At 74.4% G+C, this 25,618-nt stretch carries 22 protein-coding genes and 1 pseudogene; 14 read left to right on the top strand and 9 right to left on the bottom strand.

Annotated elements, in window-relative coordinates; translation table 11 throughout:
• From RF644_RS16935 to RF644_RS16955, 5 genes and pseudogenes are all read left to right on the top strand, one after another.
• A pseudogene (locus RF644_RS16935) lies at nt 1-552 on the top strand (GTP 3',8-cyclase MoaA); the annotation flags it as partial.
• Between the two features lie 6 nt (nt 553-558).
• On the top strand, nt 559-828 hold the full coding sequence (locus RF644_RS16940) for a MoaD/ThiS family protein (RefSeq protein WP_368797369.1): 270 nt from the start codon (nt 559-561) through the stop codon (nt 826-828).
• 4 nt (nt 829-832) lie between these two features.
• Nucleotides 833-1,426: a molybdenum cofactor guanylyltransferase gene (locus RF644_RS16945; protein ID WP_368797370.1), complete on the top strand. Its 594-nt coding sequence runs from the start codon at nt 833-835 to the stop codon at nt 1,424-1,426.
• A gap of 39 nt (nt 1,427-1,465) precedes the next feature.
• Nucleotides 1,466-1,762: a DUF6457 domain-containing protein gene (locus tag RF644_RS16950; protein ID WP_368797371.1), complete on the top strand. Its 297-nt coding sequence runs from the start codon at nt 1,466-1,468 to the stop codon at nt 1,760-1,762.
• Nucleotides 1,762-3,129, top strand: a complete 1,368-nt coding sequence (locus RF644_RS16955; protein ID WP_368797372.1) for a molybdopterin molybdotransferase MoeA — start codon at nt 1,762-1,764, stop codon at nt 3,127-3,129. The genes RF644_RS16950 and RF644_RS16955 overlap by 1 nt, the downstream gene beginning before the upstream one ends.
• Before the next feature lie 61 nt (nt 3,130-3,190).
• Here the strand turns inward: RF644_RS16955 and RF644_RS16960 are convergent, their stop codons facing one another.
• Nucleotides 3,191-3,691 carry a DUF456 domain-containing protein gene (locus tag RF644_RS16960; RefSeq protein ID WP_035925832.1) on the bottom strand — a complete coding sequence of 167 codons (501 nt, stop codon included), beginning with the start codon at nt 3,689-3,691 and terminating at the stop codon, nt 3,191-3,193.
• A gap of 82 nt (nt 3,692-3,773) precedes the next feature.
• Between RF644_RS16960 and RF644_RS16965 the strand changes: the two genes are divergently transcribed.
• Nucleotides 3,774-4,382: a lytic transglycosylase domain-containing protein gene (locus RF644_RS16965; protein WP_368797373.1), complete on the top strand. Its 609-nt coding sequence runs from the start codon at nt 3,774-3,776 to the stop codon at nt 4,380-4,382.
• A gap of 7 nt (nt 4,383-4,389) precedes the next feature.
• Here RF644_RS16965 and RF644_RS16970 read toward each other — a convergent pair whose 3' ends face one another.
• The 3 genes from RF644_RS16970 to RF644_RS16980 all read right to left on the bottom strand — a co-directional run bounded on the left by RF644_RS16970 (nt 4,390) and on the right by RF644_RS16980 (nt 11,478).
• Complete coding sequence (locus tag RF644_RS16970) at nt 4,390-5,832, bottom strand: phytoene desaturase family protein (protein WP_368797374.1); 1,443 nt, start codon at nt 5,830-5,832, stop codon at nt 4,390-4,392.
• Nucleotides 5,833-5,840: 8 nt separating this feature from the next.
• Nucleotides 5,841-10,763 (bottom strand): NAD-glutamate dehydrogenase, encoded by a 4,923-nt coding sequence (locus RF644_RS16975; protein ID WP_368797375.1) that lies wholly within the window; start codon nt 10,761-10,763, stop codon nt 5,841-5,843.
• 136 nt (nt 10,764-10,899) lie between these two features.
• The gene (locus RF644_RS16980; protein WP_368797376.1) at nt 10,900-11,478 is read right to left on the bottom strand and encodes a histidine phosphatase family protein; all 579 of its coding nucleotides are present in this window, start codon (nt 11,476-11,478) and stop codon (nt 10,900-10,902) included.
• A gap of 177 nt (nt 11,479-11,655) precedes the next feature.
• Here RF644_RS16980 and RF644_RS16985 point away from each other — a divergent pair, with 177 nt between their 5' ends.
• The gene (locus RF644_RS16985) at nt 11,656-13,038 is read left to right on the top strand and encodes a TIGR01777 family oxidoreductase (protein WP_368797377.1); all 1,383 of its coding nucleotides are present in this window, start codon (nt 11,656-11,658) and stop codon (nt 13,036-13,038) included.
• A gap of 109 nt (nt 13,039-13,147) precedes the next feature.
• On the opposite strand, the gene RF644_RS16990 is transcribed toward RF644_RS16985, so the two are convergent.
• Both RF644_RS16990 and RF644_RS16995 read right to left on the bottom strand, forming a co-directional pair.
• Nucleotides 13,148-15,373: a catalase gene (locus RF644_RS16990; protein ID WP_368797378.1), complete on the bottom strand. Its 2,226-nt coding sequence runs from the start codon at nt 15,371-15,373 to the stop codon at nt 13,148-13,150.
• A 250-nt stretch (nt 15,374-15,623) separates the two neighbouring features.
• Nucleotides 15,624-16,649: a YsnF/AvaK domain-containing protein gene (locus tag RF644_RS16995; RefSeq protein WP_368797379.1), complete on the bottom strand. Its 1,026-nt coding sequence runs from the start codon at nt 16,647-16,649 to the stop codon at nt 15,624-15,626.
• A gap of 146 nt (nt 16,650-16,795) precedes the next feature.
• Here RF644_RS16995 and RF644_RS17000 point away from each other — a divergent pair, with 146 nt between their 5' ends.
• From RF644_RS17000 to RF644_RS17010, 3 genes are read left to right on the top strand one after another with little or no spacing between them, the layout of a single operon-like run.
• Nucleotides 16,796-17,059 (top strand): PLDc N-terminal domain-containing protein, encoded by a 264-nt coding sequence (locus RF644_RS17000; protein WP_133411402.1) that lies wholly within the window; start codon nt 16,796-16,798, stop codon nt 17,057-17,059.
• A gap of 42 nt (nt 17,060-17,101) precedes the next feature.
• A complete protein-coding gene (locus RF644_RS17005; RefSeq protein WP_109268595.1) occupies nt 17,102-17,785 on the top strand; it encodes a tetratricopeptide repeat protein in 684 nt (227 codons plus the stop codon).
• Nucleotides 17,782-18,738, top strand: a complete 957-nt coding sequence (locus RF644_RS17010; RefSeq protein WP_368797380.1) for an aldo/keto reductase family oxidoreductase — start codon at nt 17,782-17,784, stop codon at nt 18,736-18,738. Before RF644_RS17005 ends, RF644_RS17010 begins: the two co-directional genes overlap by 4 nt.
• Before the next feature lie 15 nt (nt 18,739-18,753).
• Here RF644_RS17010 and RF644_RS17015 read toward each other — a convergent pair whose 3' ends face one another.
• Nucleotides 18,754-19,602: an IclR family transcriptional regulator gene (locus tag RF644_RS17015; RefSeq protein ID WP_368797381.1), complete on the bottom strand. Its 849-nt coding sequence runs from the start codon at nt 19,600-19,602 to the stop codon at nt 18,754-18,756.
• A gap of 94 nt (nt 19,603-19,696) precedes the next feature.
• Between RF644_RS17015 and RF644_RS17020 the strand changes: the two genes are divergently transcribed.
• Both RF644_RS17020 and RF644_RS17025 read left to right on the top strand, forming a co-directional pair.
• Entirely contained in the window at nt 19,697-21,169 is a 1,473-nt protein-coding gene (locus tag RF644_RS17020) for an MFS transporter (RefSeq protein ID WP_368797382.1), read from the top strand.
• Nucleotides 21,169-23,034, top strand: coding sequence for a bifunctional sugar phosphate isomerase/epimerase/4-hydroxyphenylpyruvate dioxygenase family protein (locus RF644_RS17025; RefSeq protein WP_368797383.1), 1,866 nt, complete (start codon nt 21,169-21,171; stop codon nt 23,032-23,034). The genes RF644_RS17020 and RF644_RS17025 overlap by 1 nt, the downstream gene beginning before the upstream one ends.
• A 24-nt stretch (nt 23,035-23,058) precedes the next feature.
• Here the strand turns inward: RF644_RS17025 and RF644_RS17030 are convergent, their stop codons facing one another.
• Complete coding sequence (locus RF644_RS17030; RefSeq protein WP_017834068.1) at nt 23,059-23,532, bottom strand: thioesterase family protein; 474 nt, start codon at nt 23,530-23,532, stop codon at nt 23,059-23,061.
• Between the two features lie 211 nt (nt 23,533-23,743).
• On the opposite strand from RF644_RS17030, the gene RF644_RS17035 reads away from it, so the two are divergent.
• The gene (locus tag RF644_RS17035; RefSeq protein WP_368797384.1) at nt 23,744-24,391 is read left to right on the top strand and encodes a YdcF family protein; all 648 of its coding nucleotides are present in this window, start codon (nt 23,744-23,746) and stop codon (nt 24,389-24,391) included.
• Between the two features lie 77 nt (nt 24,392-24,468).
• Entirely contained in the window at nt 24,469-24,756 is a 288-nt protein-coding gene (locus RF644_RS17040) for a hypothetical protein (protein WP_035925795.1), read from the top strand.
• 24 nt (nt 24,757-24,780) lie between these two features.
• On the opposite strand, the gene RF644_RS17045 is transcribed toward RF644_RS17040, so the two are convergent.
• Nucleotides 24,781-25,539 carry an alpha/beta fold hydrolase gene (locus RF644_RS17045; protein WP_368797385.1) on the bottom strand — a complete coding sequence of 253 codons (759 nt, stop codon included), beginning with the start codon at nt 25,537-25,539 and terminating at the stop codon, nt 24,781-24,783.
• Nucleotides 25,540-25,618: the final 79 nt, after the last annotated feature.

Genomic DNA, 25,618 nt, shown 5'->3' on the forward strand with positions numbered 1-25,618 from the left:
ATGCGCGGGGTCAACGACCACGAGGCCCCGGAGCTGCTCGCGTGGGCGCTGGCGCGCGGCTTCGCCCTGCGCTTCATCGAGCAGATGCCCCTGGACGCCGACCACGGCTGGACCCGGGCGGAGATGGTCACCGCCGCCGAGATCCGCCACCGGCTCGCCGGCCGGTTCCGGCTGGCCCCGCACCCGGGCCCGCGCGAGGGCGCCCCGGCCGAGCTCTGGGACGTGCACCCCCTCACCACTCCGGACGCCCCGGCCGCTGCGGACGCGCCGCTGGGCACGGTGGGGGTCATCGCCTCGGTCACCGAGCCCTTCTGCGGCGACTGCAAGCGCACCCGGATCACCGCCGAGGGCAGGATCCGGTCCTGCCTGTTCTCCCACGAGGAGGTCGAGCTGCTGCCGCTGCTGCGCACCGGTGCCACCGACGGACAGCTGGCCGAGCGCTGGCGGGCCGCGATGTGGGCGAAACCGGCCGCCCACGGCATGGACCACGTAGGCCTGGACTCCCCCGACTACGTCCAGCCGGAACGCTCGATGAGCGCGATCGGGGGCTGAGCCGGGATGCTGATCCGCTACTTCGCGGCCGCCCGCGCCGCGGCCGGCACCGACGCCGAGACCCTGGAGGTCTCCGACGACCGGCCCTGCATGCGCCGGGACGTGGAGGACCTGCTGGCCCGGGCCCACCCCGAGCCGCCGCCGGGGCAGCCTCCGCTGGCGCAGGTGCTGGCCCGGTCCAGCTTCCTGCTCGACGGCGTGGCCTGCCCCGACCCCGACACCCCGGTCCCGTCCGGGGCGGTGCTCGACGTCCTGCCGCCCTTCTCCGGCGGGTGAGCGCGTGAGCGAGCCGAGACGGGCCCCGGTCTTCCACGCCGTGGTCCTGGCGGGCGGCCGCTCCGCCCGCCTGGGCGGCCGCCCCAAGGCCGGTCTGCGGCGGGCCGGGCGCACCCTGCTGGAGCTCACGCTGGACGCGGTCCGGGAGGCGGCGGGCGTCGTCGTCGTCGGCCCGGCGGACCCGACCGTCCCCGGGCACGTGCTGCGCACCCGGGAGGACCCGCCGTTCTCCGGCCCGGCCGCGGGCATCGCCGCCGGGCTGCGCGCCCTCGACGCCCTGCCCGCCGCGCAGTGGACCCTGACCCTGGCGTGCGACATGCCCGGGGTGTCGCGGGCCGTGCCCCTCCTGCTGGAAGCGGCCCGGACCGGTGACGGCGCCGCCGGCTACGTGTCGGTCCCGCCCGACGGCCACCGCCAGCCCCTCGCCGCCCTCTACCGCAGCGACGTGCTGCGCCGGGCCTTCGCGGGGCAGGACGCCGCGGACCGGTCCGTGTTCTCGTTCGTGCGCGAGCTCCCGCTCCGGGACGTCACCGTGCCCGAGGACGCCACCGCGGACGTCGATACGTGGGACGATGTGCACAGGCACCACCTGACCTGACCACGAGCGGGCGGCCCCACCGCCCGGGAGGAGCGGCGCATGCCCAAGGACCTGAGCCCGTCCGAGCACGAGATCCTGGAGCGGTGGGTCGAGGCCGTGCGCGCGGCCCTGGACGTGCCCGACGCCGACCTCCCCCTGGACGCCGTGCTGGGACTCACCGGCAGGATCGCCCACGGCACCGTGCGCCCCGCCGTCCCGCCCACCGCCTACCTGCTCGGCTACCACGTGGGCCGCGCCGCGGCCGCGGGCGAGGACGAGCACCGTGTCCTGGACCGCGCGCTGCAGACCGTCGACGGTCTCGTCCCCGCCGCCGGCCGAACCCCCGAGGAGAACTGATGTCCGGACTGCCCCTGCCCCACGACACCAACAGCCCCTACACGCACGCGCTGCCCGTCATCGAGGACGACAGCGGCACGCCCGAGAGCGCCCCCGAAGAGGTCGAGACCGTCCACGACGCCGACTGGCACCGGGCCCGGCAGTTCTCCTACGACATCGCCACCGCGCTGCCCAGCCACTGGCTGCCCCTGCAGGAGGCGCTGGGCGAGGTCCTCGCCGAGGACGTCACCGCCCCGATCCCGGTCCCGCACTACGCCTCCTCCGCCATGGACGGCTACGCCGTGGCCGGCCCCCAGCCGTGGACGGTGGTCTTCCCCGAGCCCGTGGAGACCGACCCCCGCAAGATGCTGACCATCCCGCCGCGGGAGCTCTACCGCCCGGTGCTCAACCTGGAGCCGGGCGAGGCCACCCGCATCGTCACCGGCGGACTCGTCCCCGCCGGGGCCCGGGCCGTGCTGCGCGACGAGTACGCGCACCTGTCCGAGGAGGGCACCGTGCTCACCATCGCGGCCCACGCCCCCTCGGCCGAGGACATCCCCTACGGGCAGAACATCCGCCGCACCGGCGAGGAGGTCGCGGCCGGGGATGTCATCCTGCACGCCGACTGCCTGCTCAACCCGGCGCACATCGCCTTCGCCGCCGTCAGCGGCCACGACATGCTTCCCGTCCGCCGCCGTCCGCGCGTGACGATCCTGCTCACCGGCAGCGAGGTGGTCGAGGACGGGATCCCCGAGCCCGGCCAGGTCCGGGACGCCTTCGGCCCCCAGCTGCCCACGTTCGTGGAGATGCTGGGCGGGTCCGTGGACCAGCTCCGGCGCGTCGAGGACACCGCGAAGGCGATGCTCTCCGCCCTGACCGAGGCGCCCTCCGGCATGGCGTCGGTGCTCGACGCCCGCACCGAGGTGGTCATCACCACCGGCGGGACCGGCCACTCCGACGCCGACCACGTCCGGTCGGCGCTCCAGGAGCTCGGGGCAGTCTTCCTGCTCGACGGCCTCGCCCAGCGCCCGGGCCACCCCACGTTCCTGGCGCGGCTGCCCGAGGACGGCCCCTTCGTGGTGGGCCTGCCCGGCAATCCGCTGGCGGCGATGACCAGCATCTTCACGGTGGCCCAGCCGCTGCTCGCCAAGCTGCACAGCGACCGGCCCCCGGCCACGCGCACCCTGCCCGCGGCCGAGGACCTGCCGGGCCAGAAGGTCACCGCCCTGGTGCCCGCCTACCTCCGGGACGGGACGGTCGCCCCCCGGGACCGGGTCGGCGCGAACATGCTCCGCGGGCTCGCCCACGCGGACGTCATCGCCGTGGTCCCGCCGGGCGGCGTGGCCGCCGGGCAGGACGTCGAGGTGGTCCCCCTGCCCTGGCGCTGACGCGCCGTGGGACGCCGAGGGCCCGGACACCGCTGGTGGCCGGGCCCTCGGCGTCCCCGGCTCAGGCGGTCGTGAAGAGGACCAGCGCGCCCAGCACGAAGACCGTGGAGGCGGCGAGCGCGCACGCGAACTCCACGACGATCCCCAGGCCCGCCGCCTTGAGACCGGCCCAGCTGGAGTCCAGCGCCGCCCGGAGGTCCCGCTGGCGAGCGGTCTCGCTCAGCAGCAGGCCCACGAAGAACCCCACGAAGATCCCGACCACGGGGATCACGAACAGCCCCACCACGGCGCCGGCCGCGGCGTAGAGGAGGGAGCGGTTGGGGATCTGCCGGCGCTTGAGCCGGGTCCCGGTGAGCACGGCGCTCGCGGCCATCCCGGCGATCGCCAGCGCGGAGCCGATCCCCAGCACGGTCCAGCCCTCGACCGCCTGGACCGTGAGGGCCCAGACGAGGAGCCCGACCACGATCAGGATCGAGCCCGGCAGCACCGGCACGATGATGCCGAGGCACCCGACGACGAGCAGGGCGGCGGTGATGAGGGTCGCGATGATCTCGGCAGTCACGCCCTCATCGTAGGCGCTGGGGCGGGCTGTCCCCCCAAGAGGCCGCAGACCGGGGCGGGCGGGCCGCCCTAGCCTGGGACAAATGGCCACCACCGTCCTGGACCCCGCGCGCCCCGGCACCGAGGAACTCGCCCCGCGCGGTTCCCGGTGGTTCCTGCTGGCCTCCGTGGTCCTGCTCCTGATCGGCGCCGGCGGGCTCTTCCACGCCAACGCCCCCGGATGCTGCGGGGCGCCCCCCGGCGAGGAGCCGATCCGCACCGCGCCCGTCCCGGAGCCGTGGGGCGATGACGTCCTGGCCGCCGCCGAGCTCTCGGGGCTCCCGCCCGAGATCGTCGCCGCCCAGCTGGACGTCGAGAGCCGCTGGGACCCCCGGGCCGTCAGCCCCGCCGGGGCGCAGGGCCTCTCCCAGTTCATGCCGGACACGTGGAAGCGCTACGGCCGGGGCGACCCGTTCGACCCGCGGGCCGCCATCCGGGCCCAGGGCCTCTACCTCAAGGACCTGCGGCGCATGGTGCGGGGACTGGCGCCCGCCTCGGCCCGGGAGGAGATCGACCTGGTGCTCGCCGCCTACAACGCCGGGCCCACGGCGGTCCTGCGGCACGGCGGGATCCCCCCGTTCGCGGAGACCCGCGGCTACGTGGCGCAGATCCGCGAGCTCGCGGCCACGACGTACGCCGGGGTCGGCGCCTGAGCGCTCGTCAGCCGGCGGGCCGCCGGCTCCTCGCGAGGCCCCGCAGCGCCCTGCGGGCCGCGTGGTACCCGGCCATGCCGTGCACCCCGCCACCCGGGGGCGTCGAGGACGAGCACAGCCAGACCCCCGGCACGCCGGTGGCGTAGGGGTCGGCCTGCACGGCCGGCCGGAACACCTGCTGCAACCCGTCCAGGGAGCCGCCGCCGATGTCCCCGCCCACGAGGTTCGCGTTCCACGCCTCCAGCCCGGCCGGGGAGGTGTCCACCCGCTCGCGGATCCGGTCGCGCACCCCGGGGGCGAAGCGCTCGAGCTGCCGGAGCACCCGCTCCCCCGCCCGGGGGTCGTCGCACCCGTGGGGGACGTGGGCGTAGGCCCACAGCACCTGCCGGCCCGCGGGCGCCCGGGACGGGTCGGCGGCCCCCTGCTGGGCCACGAGCACGAACGGGCGCTCCGGCAGCCGGCCCGCCCGGGCCTGCTCCTCCGCGGCGCCGATCTCGGCGAGCGTCCCGCCCACGTGCACGGTCCCGGCCTCCGCCACGCGCGGGTCCCGCCACGGCACGGGGCCGTCCAGCAGCAGGTCCACCTTGTAGGAGGCCGTGCCGTAGCGCCACCGGGCGAGCGCCCGCCGGTACCGGTCCGGCAGCTCGAGCCCGCGCAGGCCCAGCACCTGCCGGGGCGTGAGGTCCAGCAGGACGACGTCGGCCGGCCGCACCTGGGCGAGGTCCGTCACCGGGGAGTGGACGAGCACCCGCCCGCCGTGCTCCTCGAGATCGGCCACCAGGGCGTCGACGACGGCCTGGGTGCCGCCGCGGGCCACCGGCCACCCCGTGGCGTGGGCGGCGGCGCCGAACAGCGTCCCGAAGGCGGAGGTCAGCGCATGCCGCGGGGGCAGCACCGCGTGGGCGGCGGACCCGGCGAAGAGCCCCCGGGCCTGCTCGGTGCGGAACAGCGCCCGCGCCGTGGCCGCGGCGGGCCACGGCGCGCGCAGACCGAAGGACGCCAGGGCCCGCGGGTGCTCGGGCACGCGCACGAGCGGGCCCAGCACCGACTCGACCGTCTCCTCCCAGCGCTCCACCACGCCGCGGTGCAGCAGGGACCACGCCCGGCCGTCCGCGCCCAGCCCCGCCGCCGTGCGCTCGAGCGAGCGGTGCAGCAGGCCCGGCGGGCCGTCGTCGAGCGGGTGCGCGGCCACGACCGGCGGGTGCAGCCACTCCAGGCCGTGCCGGTGCAGGCCCAGCCGCGCGAACAGCGGACTGGCCACGCCGAAGGGGTGGACGGCGGAGCCGAGGTCCACCACCGTGCCGGGGCCGAGCACGGCCGCGGAGCGGGCCGCGCCGCCGGCCGAGCCCGCCGCCTCGTGGACCGTGACGTCGAGGCCCGCGCGGGCCAGCACCACGGCCGCGGCGAGCCCGTTGGGCCCCGAGCCGACGACCGCGGCCGTCCCCTGCACGGGCCGTCCTACCCGACCAGGGCGCTGCGCATGGTCCGCAGCGCCACGGACAGGGACGCGAGCTCCGCGGAGGCCTCGCCCGTGTCCTCCGCCTCGATCTCCCCCAGCACCTCGCGCAGCCGGCCCAGGCGGGACTCGTTGCTGGACTCCCAGGACTCCACCTTCTCCCGCGCGTCCCGGCCGGGGGCCTCGAGCGCCTGGTCGGCGAGGGCCACCAGGGTCGCGTAGACGTCCTCCCGCATGGACATCCGCGCGAGGTTCTCCCAGCGGGTGGTCTGCGGCAGGCCGGTGATGCGGTTGAGCAGGCTCTCGATGCGGTAGCGGTCGTAGAGCCGGAAGTAGACCTTGGCGATGGTCTTGATCTGCTCCTCGTCGAGGCCGCCGTCCTCGGCGATCGCCTCGCCGGAGGCGTGGGCCAGCCGGGCGACGTCGAGCAGCGCGAACGCGTCCAGCAGCTGCGACCACTCCGTGGCCAGCGCCCCGGGGACGCCCTGCCGCGCGGCGGCCTCCGCCCGCGAGTCGACCCGCTGCCGGGAGTCCTCCCCGAGCAGCCGGTCCTCGAGGAACCGGATGTCCACGGTGGGCTTGTAGCGGTCGATGACCTCGGCCACCGGGTTGGCGGTCTCCTCCCGGTTGATGAGCCAGCGCACCACGCGGTCCAGCAGGCGCCGCATGTCCAGGAACATCCGGTCCCACACCTCGGTGGGCACCTCCGCGGGCAGCTCCCGGTGCTGGTGGGCGTAGCGGTCGATCTCGTAGATCTGCACGGCCGCCACGAAGGCCCGGGCCACCTCCACGGGCCCGCACCCGGTCTCCTCCATCACGCGGTAGACGAACGGGATGCCGCCGTAGTTGACCATCTGGTTGGCCACCACGGTGCAGATGATCTCGGCGCGCAGGGGGTGGGTGCCGACGAGCTCGCCGAAGCGCTGGGTGATCTGCTCCGGGAAGTAGGCCTCCAGGACCTCCTCGAACCACGGGTCCTCGGCGAGACCGCCCTCGACCAGCGCCTCCGAGAGCTGGATCTTGGTGTAGGCCGCCAGCACGGACAGCTCCGGGGACGTGAGCCCGTGGCCGGTGCGGACCCGCTCGCGCAGCTGCTCGTCGGAGGGCAGGAACTCGATGCCCCGGTCGAGGTCGGCCTCGTCCTCGAGCCAGTGCAGGAACCGGATGTAGGCCTCGTTGAGGGCCCGCACGCGCGAGCGCTCCGTGGTGAGCAGCACGTTCTGCGCCACGTTCGTCTCGAGCACCAGCCCGGCGACCTCGTCGGTCATGGCCTCGATGAAGCCGGCGCGCTCCGCCGCGGAGAGCTCCCCCGCCACGACCATGCGGTCCACGAGGATCTTGATGTTGACCTCGCGGTCGGAGGACTCCACGCCGCCGGAGTTGTCGATCGCGTCCGTGTTGATCAGCACCCCGTTCAGCGCGGCCTCCACGCGGCCGAGCTGGGTGCAGCCCAGGTTGCCGCCCTCGCCGACGACCTTGGCCCGGAGGTCCCGGCCGTCGACGCGGATCGGGTCGTTGGCCTTGTCCCCCACGTCCGTGGAGGTCTCCTGCGCCGACTTCACGTACGTGCCGATCCCGCCGTTGTACAGGAGGTCGGCCGGCGCCGTCAGGATCGCCCGCATCAGCTCGATCGGGGAGAGCTCCTCGACGCCGTCGTCGAGGTCGAGGGCCTCGCGGACCTGCGGGGAGATCGGCACGGACTTCGCGGTGCGCGAGTACACGCCGCCGCCGGCCGAGATCTTCTCCGGGTCGTAGTCCTGCCACGAGGACCGCGGGCGGCCGAACAGCCGCTCGCGCTCGGCGTAGGAGACGGCCGGGTCCGGGTCGGGGTCGAGGAAGATGTCGCGGTGGTCGAACGCGGCCAGCAGCCGGATGTGCTCGGACAGCAGCATGCCGTTGCCGAACACGTCGCCGGACATGTCCCCCACGCCCACCACGGTGAAGTCCTCCGCCTGGGTGTCGACGCCCAGCGCGAAGAAGTGCCGCTTCACCGACTCCCACGCCCCCCGGGCCGTGATGCCCATGGCCTTGTGGTCGTAGCCCACCGAGCCGCCCGAGGCGAAGGCGTCCCCGAGCCAGAACCCGTACTCCGCGGAGATCGCGTTGGCGGTGTCCGAGAAGGACGCCGTCCCCTTGTCCGCGGCCACCACCAGGTAGGAGTCCTGGCCGTCGCGGCGCACCACGTTCTCGGGGTGCACGACGACGTCCTGGCCGGACCCGTCCCGGACGAGGTTGTCGGTGATGTCCAGCAGGGAGGCGATGAACAGCTTGTACGCCTCCCGGCCCTCCGCCACCCAGGCGTCCCGGTCCGCGGCCGGCTCGGGCAGCTGCTTGGGGTAGAACCCGCCCTTCGCCCCGTTCGGGACGATCACCGAGTTCTTCACCATCTGCGCCTTCACGAGGCCCAGGACCTCGGTGCGGAAGTCCTCCCGGCGGTCCGACCAGCGCAGGCCGCCGCGGGCCACGGGCCCGAAGCGCAGGTGCGTGCCCTCCACCCGCGGGGACCACACCCAGACCTCGAACATGGGGTGCGGCAGCGGGGCCGTGCTGATCCGCCGGGGGTCCAGCTTGAACGCCATGGTGGGGCGGTGCCGGTACACGTTGGTGCGCAGCGTGGCGGCCATGCACTCGGCCAGCGCCCGCAGCAGCTTGTCGGCGTCCAGGGTGGGCACCTCGTCCAGGGCCTCGGTGAGCCGCCCCTGCGCGGCGTCGCGCTGGGAGCCGCGCACGGCGTCGTCGAGCGCCGGGTTGAAGCTCGCGTCGAAGAACTCGACCAGCGCCCGGGTGACCCGCGGGAAGCCCAGGAGCGTGTCCGCGATGTAGTCGAAGGAGTTCGGGTGCCCCAGCTGCAGGAGGTACCGGACGTAGGAGCGCAGCACGGCCACGGTCCGCCACGTCATGCGCTCCGTCAGGACCAGCCGGTTCAGGGAGTCCGACTCGGACCGCCCGGACAGCACCGCGCACAGGGTGTCCTCGATGAGGTCCTCGGTCTTGGCGTCCTCCGGGCCGGTCGCGTGCACGCCCTCCGGCAGCCGCACTCCGAAGTCGTAGAGCTGGAAGTGGCGGCCGTCGGCGGGGGTGACCTCGTACGGCTTCTGGTCCAGGACCGTCAGGCCGAGGTTCTGCAGCATCGGCAGCAGCTCGGTCAGGGACAGGGAGCGGGTGAGGTAGATGTTCAGCCGTACGCCCCCGGGGTCGTCGACGACGCGCACCTCCGCGGGCAGGTCCGGGTCCCGTCCCCACAGCTCCTCGCAGCGCTGGAGGTCCTCGACCGCCTCCTCGATCTCGTAGTCGGCCCGATAGGCGTCCGGGAACGCCTCCGCCCAGTTCTCGGCGTGCTTCCGCGCGAGCTCCTCCGCGAAGTCCCGGTGGATCGCGCGCACCAGCGCCTCGGACCAGGACCGCACCGCGGCCCGCAGCCGCGCCTCCAGGCCCGAGCGGTCGAAGGACTGCACCTGACCGGTGTAGGGCAGCCGGATGCGGAAGAACAGCCGGGCGAGGGTCGAGGAGGAGAGCCGGGCGTCGAAGTCGATGGACTCGGCGTCGAAGGTGCGCTTGAGCTCGGCCTCGATCCGCCCGCGCACCGACGTGTTGTACCGGTCGCGGGGCAGGAAGACGACCGCGGACATGAACCGCCCGAAGTGGTCCTGGCGCAGGAACAGCCGGGTCTGCCGCCGCTCGTCCAGGCCCATGACGCCGCGCATGATGTCGTAGAGCTCGTCCGCGGTCATGTGGAACAGCTCGTCGCGCGGGTAGTCCTCGATGTTGCCCATGAGGTCCCGGGCCGAGTGCGAGTCCTCGAGGAAGCCGAACCGCTCGGCGACCTCGGCCATCTTGTCCTTAATCAACGGCGTCTCGCGGGCCGGCGTGTTGTAGGCGCGGCGGGTGAACAGCCCCAGCACGAGGTACTCGCCCACGATCCGGCCCTCGTCGTCGTACTTCGCGACGCCGATGTAGTCGAGGTACTCCCGGCGGTGGATCGAGGAGCGGCGGTTGGCCTTCGTGATGAACAGCGTGCCGGCCTCGCGCGCGTGCTCCCGGCCCAGCCCGGTCAGGACCTGCCGGTGCGGCTTGCGGTCGTGCTCCACGAGCAGGCCCAGCCCGGTCCCGGGACGGCTGACCAGGGAGAGGCCGCCGCCGGAGTCCTCGAGGTCGTACTCCTTGAAGCCCATGAGGATGAAGTTGCCCCGGACCAGCCAGCGCAGGAACTCCTGGGACGGTCCGACCAGCGGCGGATGCCCGCCCTCGGGCAGGTCCAGCTGCCGCAGCCGGTCGAGCTCCTCCGCGAGCCGTCCGACGCGCTCCTTGAGCTCCACCTGGTCGTCGTCGACCCGCTGGACGTCCTCGAGCAGGCTCGTGAGCCGGTGCACGAGCTCCTGGGCGGTCTCGTCCGAGATCTGCCGGGAGAGCTCCACGGAGATCCAGGACTCCACCACGTGCGTGGTGCCCCCGTCCGAGCGGAACCCGGCCAGGCTGGGCAGCGCGGTGGTGTCGCCGCTGGAGGTGGCCGAGAAGTCCGGGACCTGCTGGAGTTCGCGCAGCTCGTGGGTCCCGGCGTCCCGGGCGGCGACGAGCACGGGGTGGATGAGCAGGCGGGCACCGCCCCACTTGGCGGCGATCTCCGCGGACACGGTGCTCACGAGGTAGGGGACGTCCTCGGTGACCACGAACACCACGGAGGTCGAGTCCTCCTGGCGCACGCCCACGGCGATCTCCCGGGGCGCGCGGACCCGGCCCACCTCGTGGTGGTGGTCGGCCCGCTCGCGCAGCTGGTCCTCGGTGCGCGCGAGCAGGTCCTCCTGGGGCACGTGGCGGTAGTACTCGTTGATCCACGCCCGGTCCCCGGACCACTCGGGGGCCCGCGGGATCACCTGCAGCGCCTCGGTCCGGTCCTCGTCGGGGATCGTGTACTGGTCAGAGGCCACAGCCGCATCACGCCTTCGTCGCCGTGGACGGCAGGGGGGCACGGTCCGTGCGCCGCCCTCGCCGCCCCAGGGGGTGGACGGCACCTCGTGGGACCGTCCCTGGTGGGTCCCAGCTTATTGAACGAAGCCGGGACTGTCAGGGTGCGGTGGACTCCGACACGTCATCTCGCAGGCGCGCGGCGCCGAGGGCCTCCGTCCGCACGGGGACCACCTCGCAGTTGCCGATCCGGGGGTGGGCCTCCCCGTTGAGCTCGGAGACCGTCAGGCGGATGAGCGAGCCGTGCGCCACCACCAGCACGCTGCGCCCGGGGTGGTCGGCGCGGATCCGGCGCAGCGCCGCCAGACCGCGGCGGACGACCGCCTCCGGCGGCTCCCCGGCGGAGAGGACCTGCTCCCGCGCGGCGCCCTCCAGACCCGCCAGGCGCGAGCCCTCGAGCGGGCCGAAGCTGCGCTCCACGAGATCGTCGTAGGTCGCCGCGAGCTCGAGGCCCAGGGCCTCGCCGATGATCCGGGCGGTCTCCACGGCCCGGCCGAGCGGCGAGGAGACCAGGACGTCCCAGCCGAGGGCCTGGGCGTGCAGGTGGCGGGCGACGACCCGGGCCTGCTCCCGCCCGGCGTCGTTGAGCGGGACGTCCGTGGCGCCCTGGAGCCTCTCCTCGAGGTTCCAGTCGGTCTGGCCGTGGCGGATGAGCACGATGCGTCCGGGGGTGTTCACGTCCCCCACTCTGGGCGACGGCCCGCCGGGGGGCAAGCGGGACGGCGGGAACCCCGGTCCGCGGGGCACCGGGCACCGCACCGCATCCGGCCGCCGCCGGCCCTCCGGGCCAGGACACGGACGGCCCGCGGCCCGAGGTCCTGGACGAACCGGGGCAATGCGGGTTGAGTGGCACGCATGACCACCTTCACGTTCAGCTCCCGCGTGCCCCACCCCGTCGAGGACGTCTTCGCCTGGCACGCCCGCCCGGGGGCGCTCACCCGGCTCACGCCCGCGTGGACGGGCTCCGTGGTGGAGGAGTCCTCGCCCCCGCTGCAGGACGGGACGCGGTCCCGGCTGCGGGTGGCCGTGCCGGGCTCCTACGGGCTGGCCTCGGTGCCCTGGACCGCGGAGCACCACGGCTTCGTCCCCGGGCGGGAGTTCCGGGACCGGATGGTGAAGGGTCCGCTCGCCTCCTGGGAGCACCACCACCGGTTCGACGACGACGGGCACGGCGGCACCGTGGTCACCGACACCGTGGAGTACGCGGCGCTGCCGGGCAGCAGGGCGTTCGGGGACCGGCTGATGAGCCCGGCGCTGGGCCGCCAGTTCGAGGCCCGCGCCCGGCGGCTGGCCGCCGACCTCGAGCTCCACAGCCGCTATCCCGGCCGGCCCCTGACCGTCGCCGTCACGGGGGCCTCGGGCACCATCGGCGTGCAGCTGGCCGCGCTGCTGAGCACCGGAGGCCACACGGTCCTGCGCTTCGTGCGCCGCGAGGCGCGCACCCCCCTCGAGATCTCCTGGGACCCGGCGGCCGGGGAGCTGGACCCCGCCGCGCTGCGCGGGGTGGACGTCGTGGTCAACCTGGCCGGGCGCAACATCGGCGGACGGCTCACGGACGCCGCGAAGGAACAGATCCACGACTCGCGGGTGCTCGGCACCCGGCTGCTCGTCCGCGCGTTCGTCGCGCTCGGCGACGAGGCCCCCGCCGCGCTGGTCAACGGCTCCGCGATCGGCTACTACGGGGCGGACACGCACGGGGAGAGCGTCACGGAGAAGTCCCCGCCGGGCGACGACTTCCTCGCCGAGGTCTGCACCGCGTGGGAGCGGGCCGCCCAGGAGGCCGAGGCCATCGGCACCCGCGTGGTCACGGTGCGCACCGGGGTGGTGCAGTCCCCCGCCGGCGGCGCCCTCAAGGCCCAGCTGCCCCTGTTCCTCGCGGGGCTGGGCGGACGGCTCGGCTCCGGGGACCAGTGGCTGAGCTGGATCTCGCTGGACGACACGGTGGGCCTGTTCGCCCACGCGGTGCTCTCCCCCGGCCTGCACGGGCCCGTCAACGCCGTGGCCCCGATGCCGGTGACGGGCCGCGACTACGCCCGGACCCTCGGCAAGGTCCTCGGCCGGCCGGCCCTGCTCCCCACCCCGGGGTTCGGGCCGAAGCTCGTGCTCGGCTCCGAAGGCGCCGAGCTGATGGCGCTCGCGGACCAGCGGGTCTCGGCGGACCGGGCCATCGACCGCGGCTACCGGTTCCGCCACCCCGACCTCGGCTCGGCGCTGCGGGAGGAGCTGGGCCGCTTCTGACCCGATCCGGCGCCGCCGACCGCCCGACACCACCGCCACGTCGGCCCGGGCACCCCGCGGATCCGCGGGGTGCCCGGGCCGACGTGGCGGGTCAGCGGCAGGACGGTCGTCAGAGGCGGCCGGAGACCGGGAACCGCTCCCAGGCGCGGTGGCTCTTCATGAGCGTGACCACCTGCTCGACCACGGCGGCGGCGTCCTTGCCGGAGACCACGCCGGGCGCGCCCTCGGGCAGGCCGGCCGCGGCGAGCGCCTGGCCCTTGGCACCCCAGGTGCCGATGGCCTTGGCCTGGCGGAACACCTCGCCGAGCAGCAGGTGCACGCGGGGGTCCACGCCGCCGGGGGCGACGGCTCCGGCCTTCGCGTCGAGGCCCTGCCGGGCGTCCGGGGCCGGCGGGACGGCGCCGGCCACCAGCACCGAGTCGAACTCGACGGAGCGCGCCGTGAGGTAGGTCCGGTGGGCCACGACCTTCCCGCCGCGCCCGACCGGCCCGCCGTGCGGGGCGATGACCAGCGGCACCATCCCGGCGTCGTCGATCGCGGAGACCACCGCCAGGAGGTCGTTCTCGTCGGGGTCGGGGCCCACCACGATCCCGACCTGCCGGCCGTCGAGGGGCCACTGCCCGCCGACCTGGGACAGGGCGGGGCTGGGCTTGATCCTCCCGTGCTTGACGGTCGGCTTCGGCGCCGGAAGGCCCAGGCCCTGGGCGACCACGGCGCACAGCTTCTCGTCGATGTTGGCCAGGGCCTGCAGCTGGCGCTCCTTGACCGCCTGCTCCCAGCACTTGCCGAGCTCGAAGGTGTACGCCTGCGCGATGTGCTCCTTCTCGACGTCGCTCATCGACAGCCAGAACAGGCGGGTCTGGGTGTAGTGGTCCTCGAAGGTCACGGGGTTGCCGCGCTCCTTGACCGACTCCGCGACCGGTGCCGGGTGGTCGATGAAGGGACGGGCCGGCTCGTCGGCGGGGAGGGGGTTGTTCCCGTCCAGCGAGTTCGGGTGGTAGGGCGCCACCCCGCTGTGCACGGCCGTCTGGTGCATCCCGTCCCGGAGCATGTCGTTGACCGGGGCGTGCGGGCGGTTGATCGGCAGCTGGGTCCAGTTGGGCCCGCCCAGCCGGCTGAGCTGGGTGTCCAGGTAGGAGAACAGCCGCCCCTGCAGCAGGGGGTCGTTGGTGACGTCGATGCCGCGGACCAGGTTGTTCGGGTTGAAGGCGACCTGCTCGGTCTCGGCGAAGTAGTTGGACGGATTGCGGTTGAGCGTCATCAGCCCGACCGGCTCCACGGGCGCGAGCTCCTCGGGGACGATCTTCGTGGGGTCGAGCAGGTCGATGCCCTCGAAGACCTGCTCCTCGTTGTCCTCGAAGACCTGCACCCCGAGCTCCCACTCGGGGTGGGCGCCGGCCTCGATGGCGTCCGCGAGGTCCCGGCGGTGCACGTCCGGGTCCATGCCCATCGCGATCTGCGCCTCCTCCCACAGCACCGAGTGCACGCCGAGCTTCGGCTTCCAGTGGAACTTCACGAGCACGCTGCGGCCGGCGTCGTCGACGAGCCGGAACGTGTGGACGCCGAAGCCCTCCATGGTGCGGTAGGACCGGGGGATGCCGCGGTCCGACATGTTCCAGATCGTGTGGTGCTGCGCCTCGGTGTGCAGGGAGACGAAGTCCCAGAAGGTGTCGTGGGCGGACTGCGCCTGCGGGATCTCCCGGTCGGGGTGGGGCTTGCCCGCGTGGATGACGTCCGGGAACTTGATGGCGTCCTGGATGAAGAACACGGGGATGTTGTTGCCCACGAGGTCCCAGGTGCCCTCGGAGGTGTAGAACTTCGTGGCGAAGCCGCGGGTGTCCCGGGCGAGGTCGGCGGACCCGCGCGAGCCGAGGACGGTGGAGAAGCGCACGAAGACCGGGGTCTCGACGTCCTTGCCGAACACGGCGGCGGAGGAGATCCTGCTCGCGGTGCCGTAGGAGCGGAACACGCCGTGGGCGCCGGCGCCGCGGGCGTGCACCACGCGCTCCGGGATGCGCTCGTGGTCGAAGTGGCTGATCTTCTCCCGGAAGTGGTGGTCCTGCAGGAGCACGGGGCCGCGCCGGCCCGCCTTCAGGGAGTGGTCGGTGTCGGCGCGCCGGGAACCGTGGGCGGTGGTCAGGTGCTCGCCGCCCTGGGCGTTGAGGGTCGGGTCGATCCCGGTGTCCTGGCCCGTGGGGCTCACCGGCTCCGGCGTGCCCTGGTCCGGCTTGGGCGGCAGCGGCGGGCGGGGCGTGGTGGGCTCCGCGAGCGGGGCGGTCTCGCTGCCGGGGACGCCGGGGGCCGTCGGCGCCTGCCCCCCGGCCTTCTGCCTCATCCTGTTCAGCCTCTTGCGCATGATGGACCTCCCGGTCGTCGAAGTGCGGTCGACACCGGCCGGCCCCGGTCCGCACGGACGGGAACGACCAGCTCACTTACCATTAGTGCACTCCCGTGAGGCAGGGCACAAGTCACCGGACCCGCCTCCGCGCTGGGTGAACAGCCGACCGCGACCCGGGCGGAGTCCCCGGACGGAGCGGCACGGACCCCCTCGGCGCCGTGGCCGAGGGGGTCCGGGACGGAGGGGCTCAGTCCTCCTCGACGTCGACCCGCTCCTGGCGCACGGTCTCCTCGACCACCTCCGTGCGCTCCGTGCGGCGCACCACCAGGCGCACCCGCTCGTAGGGCACGCGCATCGTCTGCACCACGGGCACCTCCCGGTAGAGGATGACCTCGTCCTCCCCCACCGGCAGCTCCCGGCCGGCGAGGAACGCCTCGCGCTCCTCCTCGGTGACGGGGGTGCGGACCTCCTCGACGTCCTCGGACGCCAGGGTCTGCTCCGCGCGCACCGGCTCCTCCACCACGTACTTGCGCAGCCGGGCCCGCCCGGACTCGACGCGCTCGGTCCCGACCTGCAGCCGCTCCTCGTGCCGGACCACGGAGGGGGTCTCGCCGGGGCGCCCACCGCCCCCGAGGTCACCGGTCGCGTCCCCGGCGGCGTGGCGGCCGGGACCGCGCTCCGCCCCGGCCCGGGTCGTGGCGTCCCGGTCCGTGGCGTCCCAGGTCGTGGTGTCCGGGCCGGTGGCGTCCCGCTCCACGGTGTCCAGGTCGGCGGTGTCCGGGCCGGCGGTGTCCGGGCCGGTGGCGTCCCGGCCGGTCGCCTCCTGGTCGAAGGCCCCTCCGCCGGCGCCGGACGGCTCGTCGCGCCGGCCGTGGTCGCGCCGAACGTCAGGCCGCTCGTCGCCCACGCTCTCGCGGCCGTGGCCGGCCGTGGCGTCCGCCCCGGTCAGCGACTCGCCGGTCCCGCGCACGGGCGAGCCGTCGTCGCGGCCGGAGTCGTCGCCGTGACGGACGGCGTCGTCGTCCCCGGCGTCGATGTTGTAGGCGGGAGCCCCGCCGCGCGGGTCGCGCGTGTCGGTGGCGCCCGAGGTCGCGGAGCCGCCGATGTCGCCGTCCTCCCGCCCGTAGGCGTTGTGGTCCCAGAGCTCGGTCGCCGAGCTGGGCGCATGGCGCTCCACCCCGGTGTCGTCCGCGTCCCGCCCGCCGGCGCGCCCGGCGGTGGGCTCCTCGTGGGCGGACTCCTGGTCGTACGGACGGTCGTCGGAGGTGGACATCGTGGACTCTCCTCGGGGTTGCAGTCGACAGCCACATTTTATCAGCGTGCTGAGCTGTGGCGCATTCCACTCTACGGGGGACCGGGGCCCGGCGCGCCGGGTCGCCCGCCCTTGTCCGCCCGGGCCCACGGTGCGAGGATCGATGCATGAGCACCTGGACCGCCCTCGCGGCCGGCGGCGCCGAGGCCGTGCGGACGGGGGCGTGGGAGAGCGGTGCGACGGTGGCCGGAGCGGTCGTCGTCGTGCTGATGGTGGCCGCCTCGGTCTCCCTGCTGCGCAGCCCGGCCCTGGATCCCGTGCTGCGCCTGCTGTGGCTGCTCGTGATCCTCGCGTTCCCCGTCGCCGGCGCGGGACTGTGGTTCGCGCTGGGCCGCCGGGCCCCGCGCCCGCAGGACCCGCACCCCGCGTAGCCCGCCGACACCCCGCAGGACCCGGCCGAGAAAGGACTCCGCATGAGCTACACCCAGGACGGGCACGGGTTCTTCACCCGGGCCCTGGACGCCGAGGACCGCGGACGGCTCGACGAGGCCGAGACCGCCTACCAGCAGGCCATCGTGCTCTTCGAGGAGGAGGGAGACTCCCTCCAGGAGCAGGCCGCCTGCCACTACAACCTGGGTCATCTCTACCTCGGGATGAACCGCCCCGGCCGGGCCGTCACCGCCTACGAGAACGCTCTCGGGCTGTTCTGCCGCATCCCCGGCAGCGGCAAGCACCTGGCCCGCACGCACCTGATCCTGGGCAGCCTGCTGCTCGAGCTGGACCGCGCCCACGACGCCGAGGAGCACCTCCTCGACGCCCTGGGCCAGTACCTCGACGCCCCGCACGAGGCGCAGGACCAGGCGCAGTGCCACGTCAACCTGGGACGGGTGTACGAGCTGGGCGAGCGCCACACCCAGGCCATCACGGCCTACAACCGGGCGCTGGACTTCTACCAGGAGACCGAGGCCACGGCCACGGACCAGGCGGAGTGCTTCACCGCCCTGGGCCGGCTCTACGAGCGCGCGGGCCGGATGAAGGAGTCCGGGGCCGCCTACGCGGCGGCCGCCCGCCTGCGCTGGTCCGCCGAGCAGCAGCGCCTGGAGCAGCAGAGCCCCACCCGGGACGCCGGGGTGCCCGACGGAGAGGACCGTTCATGAGCTCGCGCCTGATCTACGGCTGCATGACCATCGGGGGGTCGTGGGACGACGCCCCGCCGAGCGCAGGGACCGTGGACCGCGCCCGGGCCGCGGTGCACTCCGCGCTGGACGCCGGCATCACCGACTTCGACCACGCCGACATCTACGCCCACGGCAAGTCCGAGGAGGTCTTCGGCGAGCTCCTCGCGGAGGACCCGGAGCTGCGCCGGAGGGTGCGCCTCCAGACCAAGTGCGGGGTGCGCCTGCCGGGCAACACCGCGGCACCCGGCGCGCCGACCCACTACCGGCTGGACCGGGACACGATCCGCCGCGGCCTCGAGGGGTCCCTCCGCCGGCTCCGCGTGGACTCCGTGGAGCGCTTCATGCTGCACCGGCCGGACCCCCTGGCCGATCCCCGGGAGGTCGCGGGGACCCTGGACGAGCTGCGCAAGGAGGGGCTGATCCGCTCCGTGGGCCTGTCCAACATGTCGACCCGCCAGGTGTCCCGCTACCAGCAGGTGCTCAGCACGCCCGTCACCGCGGTGCAGCTCGAGCTGAGCCTGCGGCACCGGAGCTTCGTGGAGCAGCAGATCCTGGCCAACCACCCCGAGGGCGCGGAGCACTCCTTCCCGGAGGGGCTCCTGGAGTACTGCGCGGCCGACGGCATCGAGGTGCAGGCGTGGGGCGCCCTGGCCCGCGGCCTGTACACCGGTGCGCCGATCCCGCCGGAGGACCAGCACGCCGCGGCCACCGCCGAGACGGTCCACCGGATCGCCTCGGCGCACGGCGTCCCCGGCGAGGCGGTGGTCCTCGCCTGGCTCATGAAGCACCCCGGCGGGATCCGCCCGGTGCTGGGGACCACCGATCCGGAGCGGATCGCCGCGTGCGCCGCGGCGGAGGAGCTCGCGTCCCGGCTCGGCCACGAGGACTGGTACGCGCTGCTCACGGCGGCGCGGGGCCAGTCCGTCCCCTGAGCCCGCGCCGGCCGCTCAGCCCGTGAGCCGCGAGCCCAGCTCGCCGGCCGCCTCCCGGAGGGCGGGCACCATGTCCACGAGGTCCTCCAGCCGGTGCCGGAACACCGGCGCGGACAGCGCAAGCGAGCCGATGCAGCCCCCGCCCGGCCGCAGGACGGGCACCGCGACGGCGACCATCCCCACGTCGTGCTCCTGGTCCTGGGTGGCCCAGCCCTCCCGCCGGATCCGCTCGACCCGCCGGCGCAGCTCGTCCCGGTCCGTGAGCGTGGCCGGGGTCCGGGCCTCGAGCTCGATGGTGCCGAGCAGGTGCTCGCGCACGTCCTCCGGGGCGAACGCGAGCAGGCACAGCCCGAGGGCCGAGGAGTGCAGCGCGCCGCGGTAGCCGGGGTCGGAGGTGACCCGGAAGTCCGGCCCGTCCTCCTTGGCGAGGGTGTGGAAGCGGTCGCCGTCCAGGACGGCGAAGAGGCAGGACTCCCCCGTGCGCTCGACCATCCGCCGGAGCACGGGCACGACCGTCCCCGTGATCCCGAGGCGCTGGGCCACGCTGTGGGCGGCGTGGAAGATCTTCAGCCCCAGGACGTAGCGCCTGTCCTCCTGCAGCTCGGCGAAGCCGTCCCGGACGAGCGCGTTGAGCAGCCGGTAGGTGGTACTGAAGGGGTAGCCGCAGATCTTGGTGGCCTCCGCCGCGGTCAGCCCGTCCGGGTGCTCCCCCAGCAGCTCGAGCAGCCGGAGGGCCTTGCCCACCATGTCCTGGCGGGCGGCCCCCGCCGGCTCCGGGGCCGTCACCGGGGGCCCCCGGCGCCGGGGAGGGCGGTCCGGATCGACGTTCGCATAGCAGCGCTCCGTCCGTCCTGCGGTTGACATGTGGACCAGCTCACAGAGATCATGATCACACAGTAGCAGTGACTTCCACAATATGAGAACCAGATCGCGTTGTGGACCGACCCGAAGGACCTCCATGAGCTCAGCAGCGACGACCGCCGAGACCACGGCCCCGCCGCCCTCCGGCCGGACGCCCCGCAAGGCCGCGCTGGCCAGCTGGATCGGCAGCGCCCTCGAGTACTACGACTTCGCGGTCTACGGCACCGCCGCCGCCCTGGTGCTCAACCACCTCTTCTTCCCCGCCGAGACGTCCCCCGGCGTGGCCATCCTCTTCGCCATGGGCACCGTGGGCGTGGCGTACGTCGTCCGCCCCCTGGGGGCCCTGGTCATGGGTCCGCTGGCCGACCGGTTCGGTCGCAAGTTCGTGCTCATGCTGACCCTGTTCATGATCGGCGGGGCGACCTTCGCCGTCGGCTGCCTCCCGACCTACGACCAGGTGGGGATGCTGGCCCCGGTGCTGCTCGTGCTGTGCCGCGTGGTCCAGGGGCTGTCCGCCGCGGGCGAGCAGGCCAGCGCCATCTCCATGTCGCTCGAGCACTCCGACGAGGACCGCCGCGCGTACACCACCAGCTGGACCCTGCAGGGCACCCAGTTCGGGACCCTGCTGGCCACCGCCGTGTTCATCCCGTTCACCCTCCTGCCGGAGGAGGCGCTGTTCAGCTGGGGCTGGCGCGTGCCGTTCTGGCTCTCCGCCGTCGTCGTGGTGGTGGCCTACCTGATCCGCCGCCACCTGGAGGAGCCCCCGGCCTTCCGGGAGGCCCGCGCCGAGACCCCCGCCGAGCAGCCGGAGTCCCCGCTGCGCGTGCTCCTGCGGCACCACCGGGCCGCCGTGGTCCGGATCGCCGCTGCCGCCATGATCAACACCGTCAACGTGGTGTTCACGGTGTGGTCGCTCTCCTTCGCCACCTCCGTGGTCGGCCTCGAGCGCTCCACCATGCTGTGGGTCTCCGTGCTGGCCAACGCCGTCGCCCTGTTCGTGATCCCGGTCGTGGCCGTGCTCGCCGACCGCATCGGCCGCAAGCCCGTCTTCCTCGCGGGGGTCCTCGGCCCCGCCGTGCTGATGTACCCCTACCTCTCGGCGGTGCACGCCGGGAACTGGCCGCTCATCTTCGTGCTCGGCGCCGTCATGTCCGGGTGCTTCTACTCGATGGCCAACAGCATCTGGCCCTCGTTCTACGCCGAGATGCTGCCGCTGCGGGTCCGGGTCACCGGCCTGGCCCTGGGCACCCAGATCGGCTTCGCCGTCTCGGGCGGCTTCGCGCCCGTCCTCGCCTCCGCCGTGGCCGGTCCCGCCGGCGACAACTGGCTGGGCGTGGCCGTGTTCGTCACGGTCGCGTGCCTGATCTCCGGCGGCGCCGCGCTCACCGCGAAGGAGACGGCGCGGAAGTCCCTCGACGAGATCGACGCGCTGCACACCTCGCGCACCGAGGCCGCCGAGCTGCGCGCCCTCGAGGCCCGGGGCCGGGGCGCCGAGAACGAGGGCGCCGCGGAGAAGGGCGCCGCGGAGGAGGGCGCCGCGGAGCCGGCCGCCGCCGGGGCGGCACGCTGATGCGCACCTCGATCGCCACGGTCTGCCTCTCGGGCACTCTCGAGGAGAAGATGCACGCCGCCGCGGCCGCCGGGTTCGACGGGATCGAGGTCTTCGAGCAGGACCTGGTCGTCTCCCCCTCCTCCCCCGAGCAGATCCGGGAGCTCGCCGGGCAGCTGGGCCTGAGCCTGGACCTCTACCAGCCCTTCCGGGACTTCGAGGCCGTGGGCCCCGAGCAGCTGGCCGCGAACCTGCGGCGCGCCGAGGCCAAGTTCCGGCTGATGGACCGGCTCGGCACGCAGACCCTGCTCGTGTGCTCCAACGTGGCCACGGCCGAGATCGACGACGACGAGGTCATGGCGGGGCAGCTGCGCCGGCTCGGCGAGCTCGCCGCGCGCCACGGCGTGCGCCTGGCCTACGAGGCGCTGGCCTGGGGGAGGTTCGTCAACGACTTCGAGCGCGCCCAGCGGATCGTGGACCTCGCCGACCACCCGAGCGTGGGGACCTGCCTCGACAGCTTCCACATCCTCTCCCGCGCCTGGGGCCCGGCCCCGATCGAGGACATCGCGGCGGAGAAGATCTTCTTCGTGCAGCTGGCCGACGCCCCGCTGCTGAGCCTGGACGTCCTGTCCTGGTCCCGCCACCACCGGGTGTTCCCCGGGGAGGGCGACTTCGACATGGTCGGCTTCATGTCCCACCTGGTCCGCGCCGGCTACGACGGCCCCGTGTCCCTGGAGATCTTCAACGACGCCTTCCGCCAGGCCGACGTCAACCGCACGGCGGTGGACGGGCTGCGCTCCCTGCGCTGGCTCGAGGACCAGACCCGGCGGGCGCTGGCCGGGGAGCGGACCCGGGACACGCTCGAGCTCCAGCCGCTGCCCGCGGTCGAGGAGCCGGCCGGCCACGACTTCGTGGAGATCCGCACCGGGCGGCTCGGCGGGACCACCCGGCTCCTGCACCAGCTCGGCTTCGCCCTGGGTGGGCACCACCAGTCCAAGGAGAACGTGCAGGTGTGGGTGCAGGGACCGGTGCGGGTCGTCGTCAACGACGCGGTCCCGGACGGCTCCCCCACCGAGGTCGCCGCGCTCGGCTTCGACGTCGCCGACCCGGACGCCGCCGTCGACCGGGCCGCCCGGCTCAAGGCCCTGCCCGTGCCCCGCTCCCAGCGCGACGACGAGCAGGTCCTGCGCGGCGTGTTCGCCCCGGACGGCACGGAGATCTTCTTCTGCGAGCGCACGGCGGACGGGGTCCCCGCCTGGCTGGGCGAGTTCGGCGCGGACGACGAGCTCGACACGGGGGCCCTGGTCACCGGGGTGGACCACGTCAACATGGCCCAGCCGTGGCAGCACTACGACGAGGCCGTCCTGTTCTACACCTCGGTGCTGGCGCTGGAGGCGCAGGCCGCCCAGGACGTCCCCGGTCCCTCGGGGCTGGTGCGCAGCCAGGTGATGCGCTCGGCCAACGGGGCGGTGCGGATGCCGCTCAACGTGGCCCCGACCGCCGCGGAGCAGGGCTCCTTCGTGGGCGCGGCCTACCCCGAGCACGTGGCGCTGTCCTGCACGGACGTCTTCGCCGTGGCCCGGCGGGCGCGCCGGCGCGGGCTGCGGTTCCTGCCCGTGCCGCAGAACTACTACGAGGACCTCGACGCCCGCTTCGACCTCGACGCCGGGTTCGTGGCCGCCCTGCAGGAGCTGCACCTGCTCTACGACCGGGACGCCGAGGGCGAGTTCCTGCACTTCTACACGGAGACCCTGGGCACGGTGTTCTTCGAGGTGGTCGAGCGCCGCAACGGGTACTCCGGCTTCGGCGCGCCCAACGCCCCGGTCCGGCTCGCGGCGCAGTACCGGCGCTCGCAGGCGGCCCACCGGGCGCGCACGGAGGCCTGAGCACCCCGCCGCGGGGCGCGCGGGTCAGCGGAAGACGCGCGGGCCCGCGTGCGGGGCGAGGAGCTCCTGCTGCTCCGCCGAGATGCGCAGCACCGTCCCCGTGGCGGGCACGAAGAACGCGAGCTGGGTCTCGGCCCGCACGCACGCCCGGCGCGAGACCACGTCGGTGATCTCGAAGCCCAGCGTCAGCGCCCCGCCGCGGGCGGAGACGACCCACACCCGGACCTCCACCGGCGTGTTGCGGTACTCGAGGGGGCGGAGGTACCTGATCCGGTTCTCGGTGATCAGCGCCTGGGTGCCCTCCGGCAGCGCGGAGAAGAACGGGATCAGCGGGGGCTCCACCTGGTCGCCGGTGCCCACGGGCACGCCCAGGGCCGCGATCCGAGACTCCTCGAGCAGCCGCACGACCTCCACGTTGTTCACGTGCCCGTACGGGTCCATGTCGCCCCAGCGCATGGGCACCCGGCACAGCACCCCGGTCTCGTCCTCCACCGTCATGCGGTCCGTCCTCCTCGGTCCTCGACCTGCGGTGCGCACGGCACGTCCGCGCGGCACGCCCGCGCGCACCGCACCGGCGTGCTACATCGTAGGCCCGCACCGGCCCGCCCGGGCGGCCTCGGCCCGTCACACGGCGGCCGCGCCCAGCGGCGGGTGCGACAATGTCGGCTGATCCGGACTCCGTCCCCACGACCGGCGAGGAGCGGCCCCGATGCCCCGCAGTGCCCGCACCACCCGCCGCCCCGTCCACCGCCCTGCCCGGGCGACCTGGGTGCTCGTCCCGGTGCTCGCGCTGCTCCTGGTCTGGCTGATCGCCGGCTGGACGGCCTTCCAGCACCCCCGGACCGACGTCCCGGCGCGCTCGGACGCCCTGCTCGTGCTGGGCCCGCCGGACCGGACCCGCATGGCCGAGGCGCTGCGGCTCATGGACGCCGGGGTGGCGCCCGTGCTGGTCGTGGCGAATCCCGGCACCGGCGACCTCGGCGACGCCTCGGGCCGGGTGTACTACACGCGGGCCGCGCAGACCTGCGCGGGGGGCGGCGAGCAGGACTACGAGGTGATCTGCTTCCGCCCCGACCCCTCGACCACCCAGGGCGAGGCCATGGAGCTGCGCGCGCTCAGCGAGCAGCGGGGGTGGGAGCACGTCAGCGCGCTCACCTACCGTCAGCACGTCGCCCGCTCCCGCCTGCTGCTGGAACGCTGCTACGCCGGGGAGCTGGACGTGCTCTCCTTCGACTACCCGGCCGTGCCGCGGGGTCACCTGCGGGAGTTCGTCTACCAGTCCGGCGGCTTCGTGAAGGCCTGGCTCACCCCCGGCTGCGACCAGCAGCTGCCGTGGCGGCCCAAGTCCCTGGACTGAGCGGTCGGCCGGGACCGGTGGCCGTGCTCTGCGGCTCCCGCCTTCCCCCGCCGCGACCCGAGGGGAAGACTGGGGTCATGACCGACCTGCAGTGCCCGGCCACGGCCGTCCTCCTCGACGACGCCGTCCCTCCCCCGCCGTGGACCGCGCGCCTGCGCGTGGCCGAGCGGTTCACGGCCCGCGGCGCCGAGGAGCTGGTCTCGCTCGTCGAGGACTCCGCCGACCTGTTCCGCGGCGAGACCTTCGTGGTCGCCGCCCCCGCGGGTGACATCGAGGCGGCGCTGCGGCGGCGGAGCGTGCGCGGCCGGGCGCCCGTCGTCGTCGAGGTGGACTCCGCGGGGTGGCGGTCCGTGGCAGCCCCCTGACGCCCTGCCCCCGACGGGGGCCGGTCAGGCAGAGCGCTCGAGCTCGTCGGCCACCCAGCCGTGCACGATGCCCGCGAAGGTGTGCGGGTCGGTGAGCACGCCCATGTGCGCGGTGTCCGTGACGATCCGCGTCACGTGGCCCTCCTCCGGGTCGAGGGCGTCGATGGCAGGGTCGTCGTCCCCCTGGATGAGCAGCACCGGCAGCTCGGTGTGCTCGAGCAGCAGGGGTGTGCGGTCCGGCCGGTCCCGCATGGCCTCCAGGGCCCGGACCACGGCGTCCTCCGGCCAGTCCCGGGCCTGCCGGAGCGCGGCCTCGACGTCCTCCTCGCGGGCGTCCTCCCGGAACGTCCGGGGCATCTGCCGGTCCGCGTAGGCGGCGACGCCGTGCTCCCGCACGGCGTCGATCCCCCGGTCCCGGCCGGCGCGGGCCGACGCGTCGTCGGCCTCGGTGGTGCTGTAGGCCAGGACGGCGTGGCTGATCCGGTCGGCGTGGCGCTCCAGGGCCGCCGCCAGCACGTAGCCGCCCAGCGAGTGGCCCACCCACACGCAACGCTCGATCCCCTCGGCGTCGAGCACCTCGCACACCCGGTCCGCGTACGCCTCCAGGTCGGCGGCTCCCTCCGGGAGCTCGCCGCCGCCGACGCCCGGCAGGTCCACCGTGAGCACGTCGTGGAAGGCCTCGAGCAGCGGCCGTGCCCGGTCCCACAGCCGCTGGGTGCACAGCAGCCCCGGGAGCAGCAGCAGGGTGGGCGCCCCCGCACCGGAGCGATCGGATCGGAGCACGGCGCTGTCCTTCCGTCGGCGGAGTCCTGGCCGTCAGCCTACGGACCCGGGGGATCCGGTGTCACCGGGCGCCCCCGGG

Origin of the sequence: Kocuria sp. CPCC 205258, assembly GCF_040981005.1 — a bacterium.
GTDB classification, from domain to species: Bacteria; Actinomycetota; Actinomycetes; order Actinomycetales; family Micrococcaceae; genus Kocuria; species Kocuria rosea.

Bases quoted from the DNA above. Each gene is read 5' to 3' on its own strand.
- RF644_RS16940 (WP_368797369.1), top strand. From the start codon at position 559: ATGCTGATCCGCTACTTCGCGGCCGCCCGCGCCGCGGCCGGCACCGAC.
- RF644_RS16950 (WP_368797371.1), top strand. From the start codon at position 1,466: ATGCCCAAGGACCTGAGCCCGTCCGAGCACGAGATCCTGGAGCGGTGG.
- RF644_RS16955 (WP_368797372.1), top strand. From the start codon at position 1,762: ATGTCCGGACTGCCCCTGCCCCACGACACCAACAGCCCCTACACGCAC.
- RF644_RS16965 (WP_368797373.1), top strand. From the start codon at position 3,774: ATGGCCACCACCGTCCTGGACCCCGCGCGCCCCGGCACCGAGGAACTC.
- RF644_RS16985 (WP_368797377.1), top strand. From the start codon at position 11,656: ATGACCACCTTCACGTTCAGCTCCCGCGTGCCCCACCCCGTCGAGGAC.
- RF644_RS16990 (WP_368797378.1), bottom strand. From the start codon at position 15,373: ATGAGGCAGAAGGCCGGGGGGCAGGCGCCGACGGCCCCCGGCGTCCCC.
- RF644_RS16995 (WP_368797379.1), bottom strand. From the start codon at position 16,649: ATGTCCACCTCCGACGACCGTCCGTACGACCAGGAGTCCGCCCACGAG.
- RF644_RS17000 (WP_133411402.1), top strand. From the start codon at position 16,796: ATGAGCACCTGGACCGCCCTCGCGGCCGGCGGCGCCGAGGCCGTGCGG.
- RF644_RS17005 (WP_109268595.1), top strand. From the start codon at position 17,102: ATGAGCTACACCCAGGACGGGCACGGGTTCTTCACCCGGGCCCTGGAC.
- RF644_RS17010 (WP_368797380.1), top strand. From the start codon at position 17,782: ATGAGCTCGCGCCTGATCTACGGCTGCATGACCATCGGGGGGTCGTGG.
- RF644_RS17015 (WP_368797381.1), bottom strand. From the start codon at position 19,602: ATGTCAACCGCAGGACGGACGGAGCGCTGCTATGCGAACGTCGATCCG.
- RF644_RS17020 (WP_368797382.1), top strand. From the start codon at position 19,697: ATGAGCTCAGCAGCGACGACCGCCGAGACCACGGCCCCGCCGCCCTCC.
- RF644_RS17025 (WP_368797383.1), top strand. From the start codon at position 21,169: ATGCGCACCTCGATCGCCACGGTCTGCCTCTCGGGCACTCTCGAGGAG.
- RF644_RS17030 (WP_017834068.1), bottom strand. From the start codon at position 23,532: ATGACGGTGGAGGACGAGACCGGGGTGCTGTGCCGGGTGCCCATGCGC.
- RF644_RS17035 (WP_368797384.1), top strand. From the start codon at position 23,744: ATGCCCCGCAGTGCCCGCACCACCCGCCGCCCCGTCCACCGCCCTGCC.
- RF644_RS17040 (WP_035925795.1), top strand. From the start codon at position 24,469: ATGACCGACCTGCAGTGCCCGGCCACGGCCGTCCTCCTCGACGACGCC.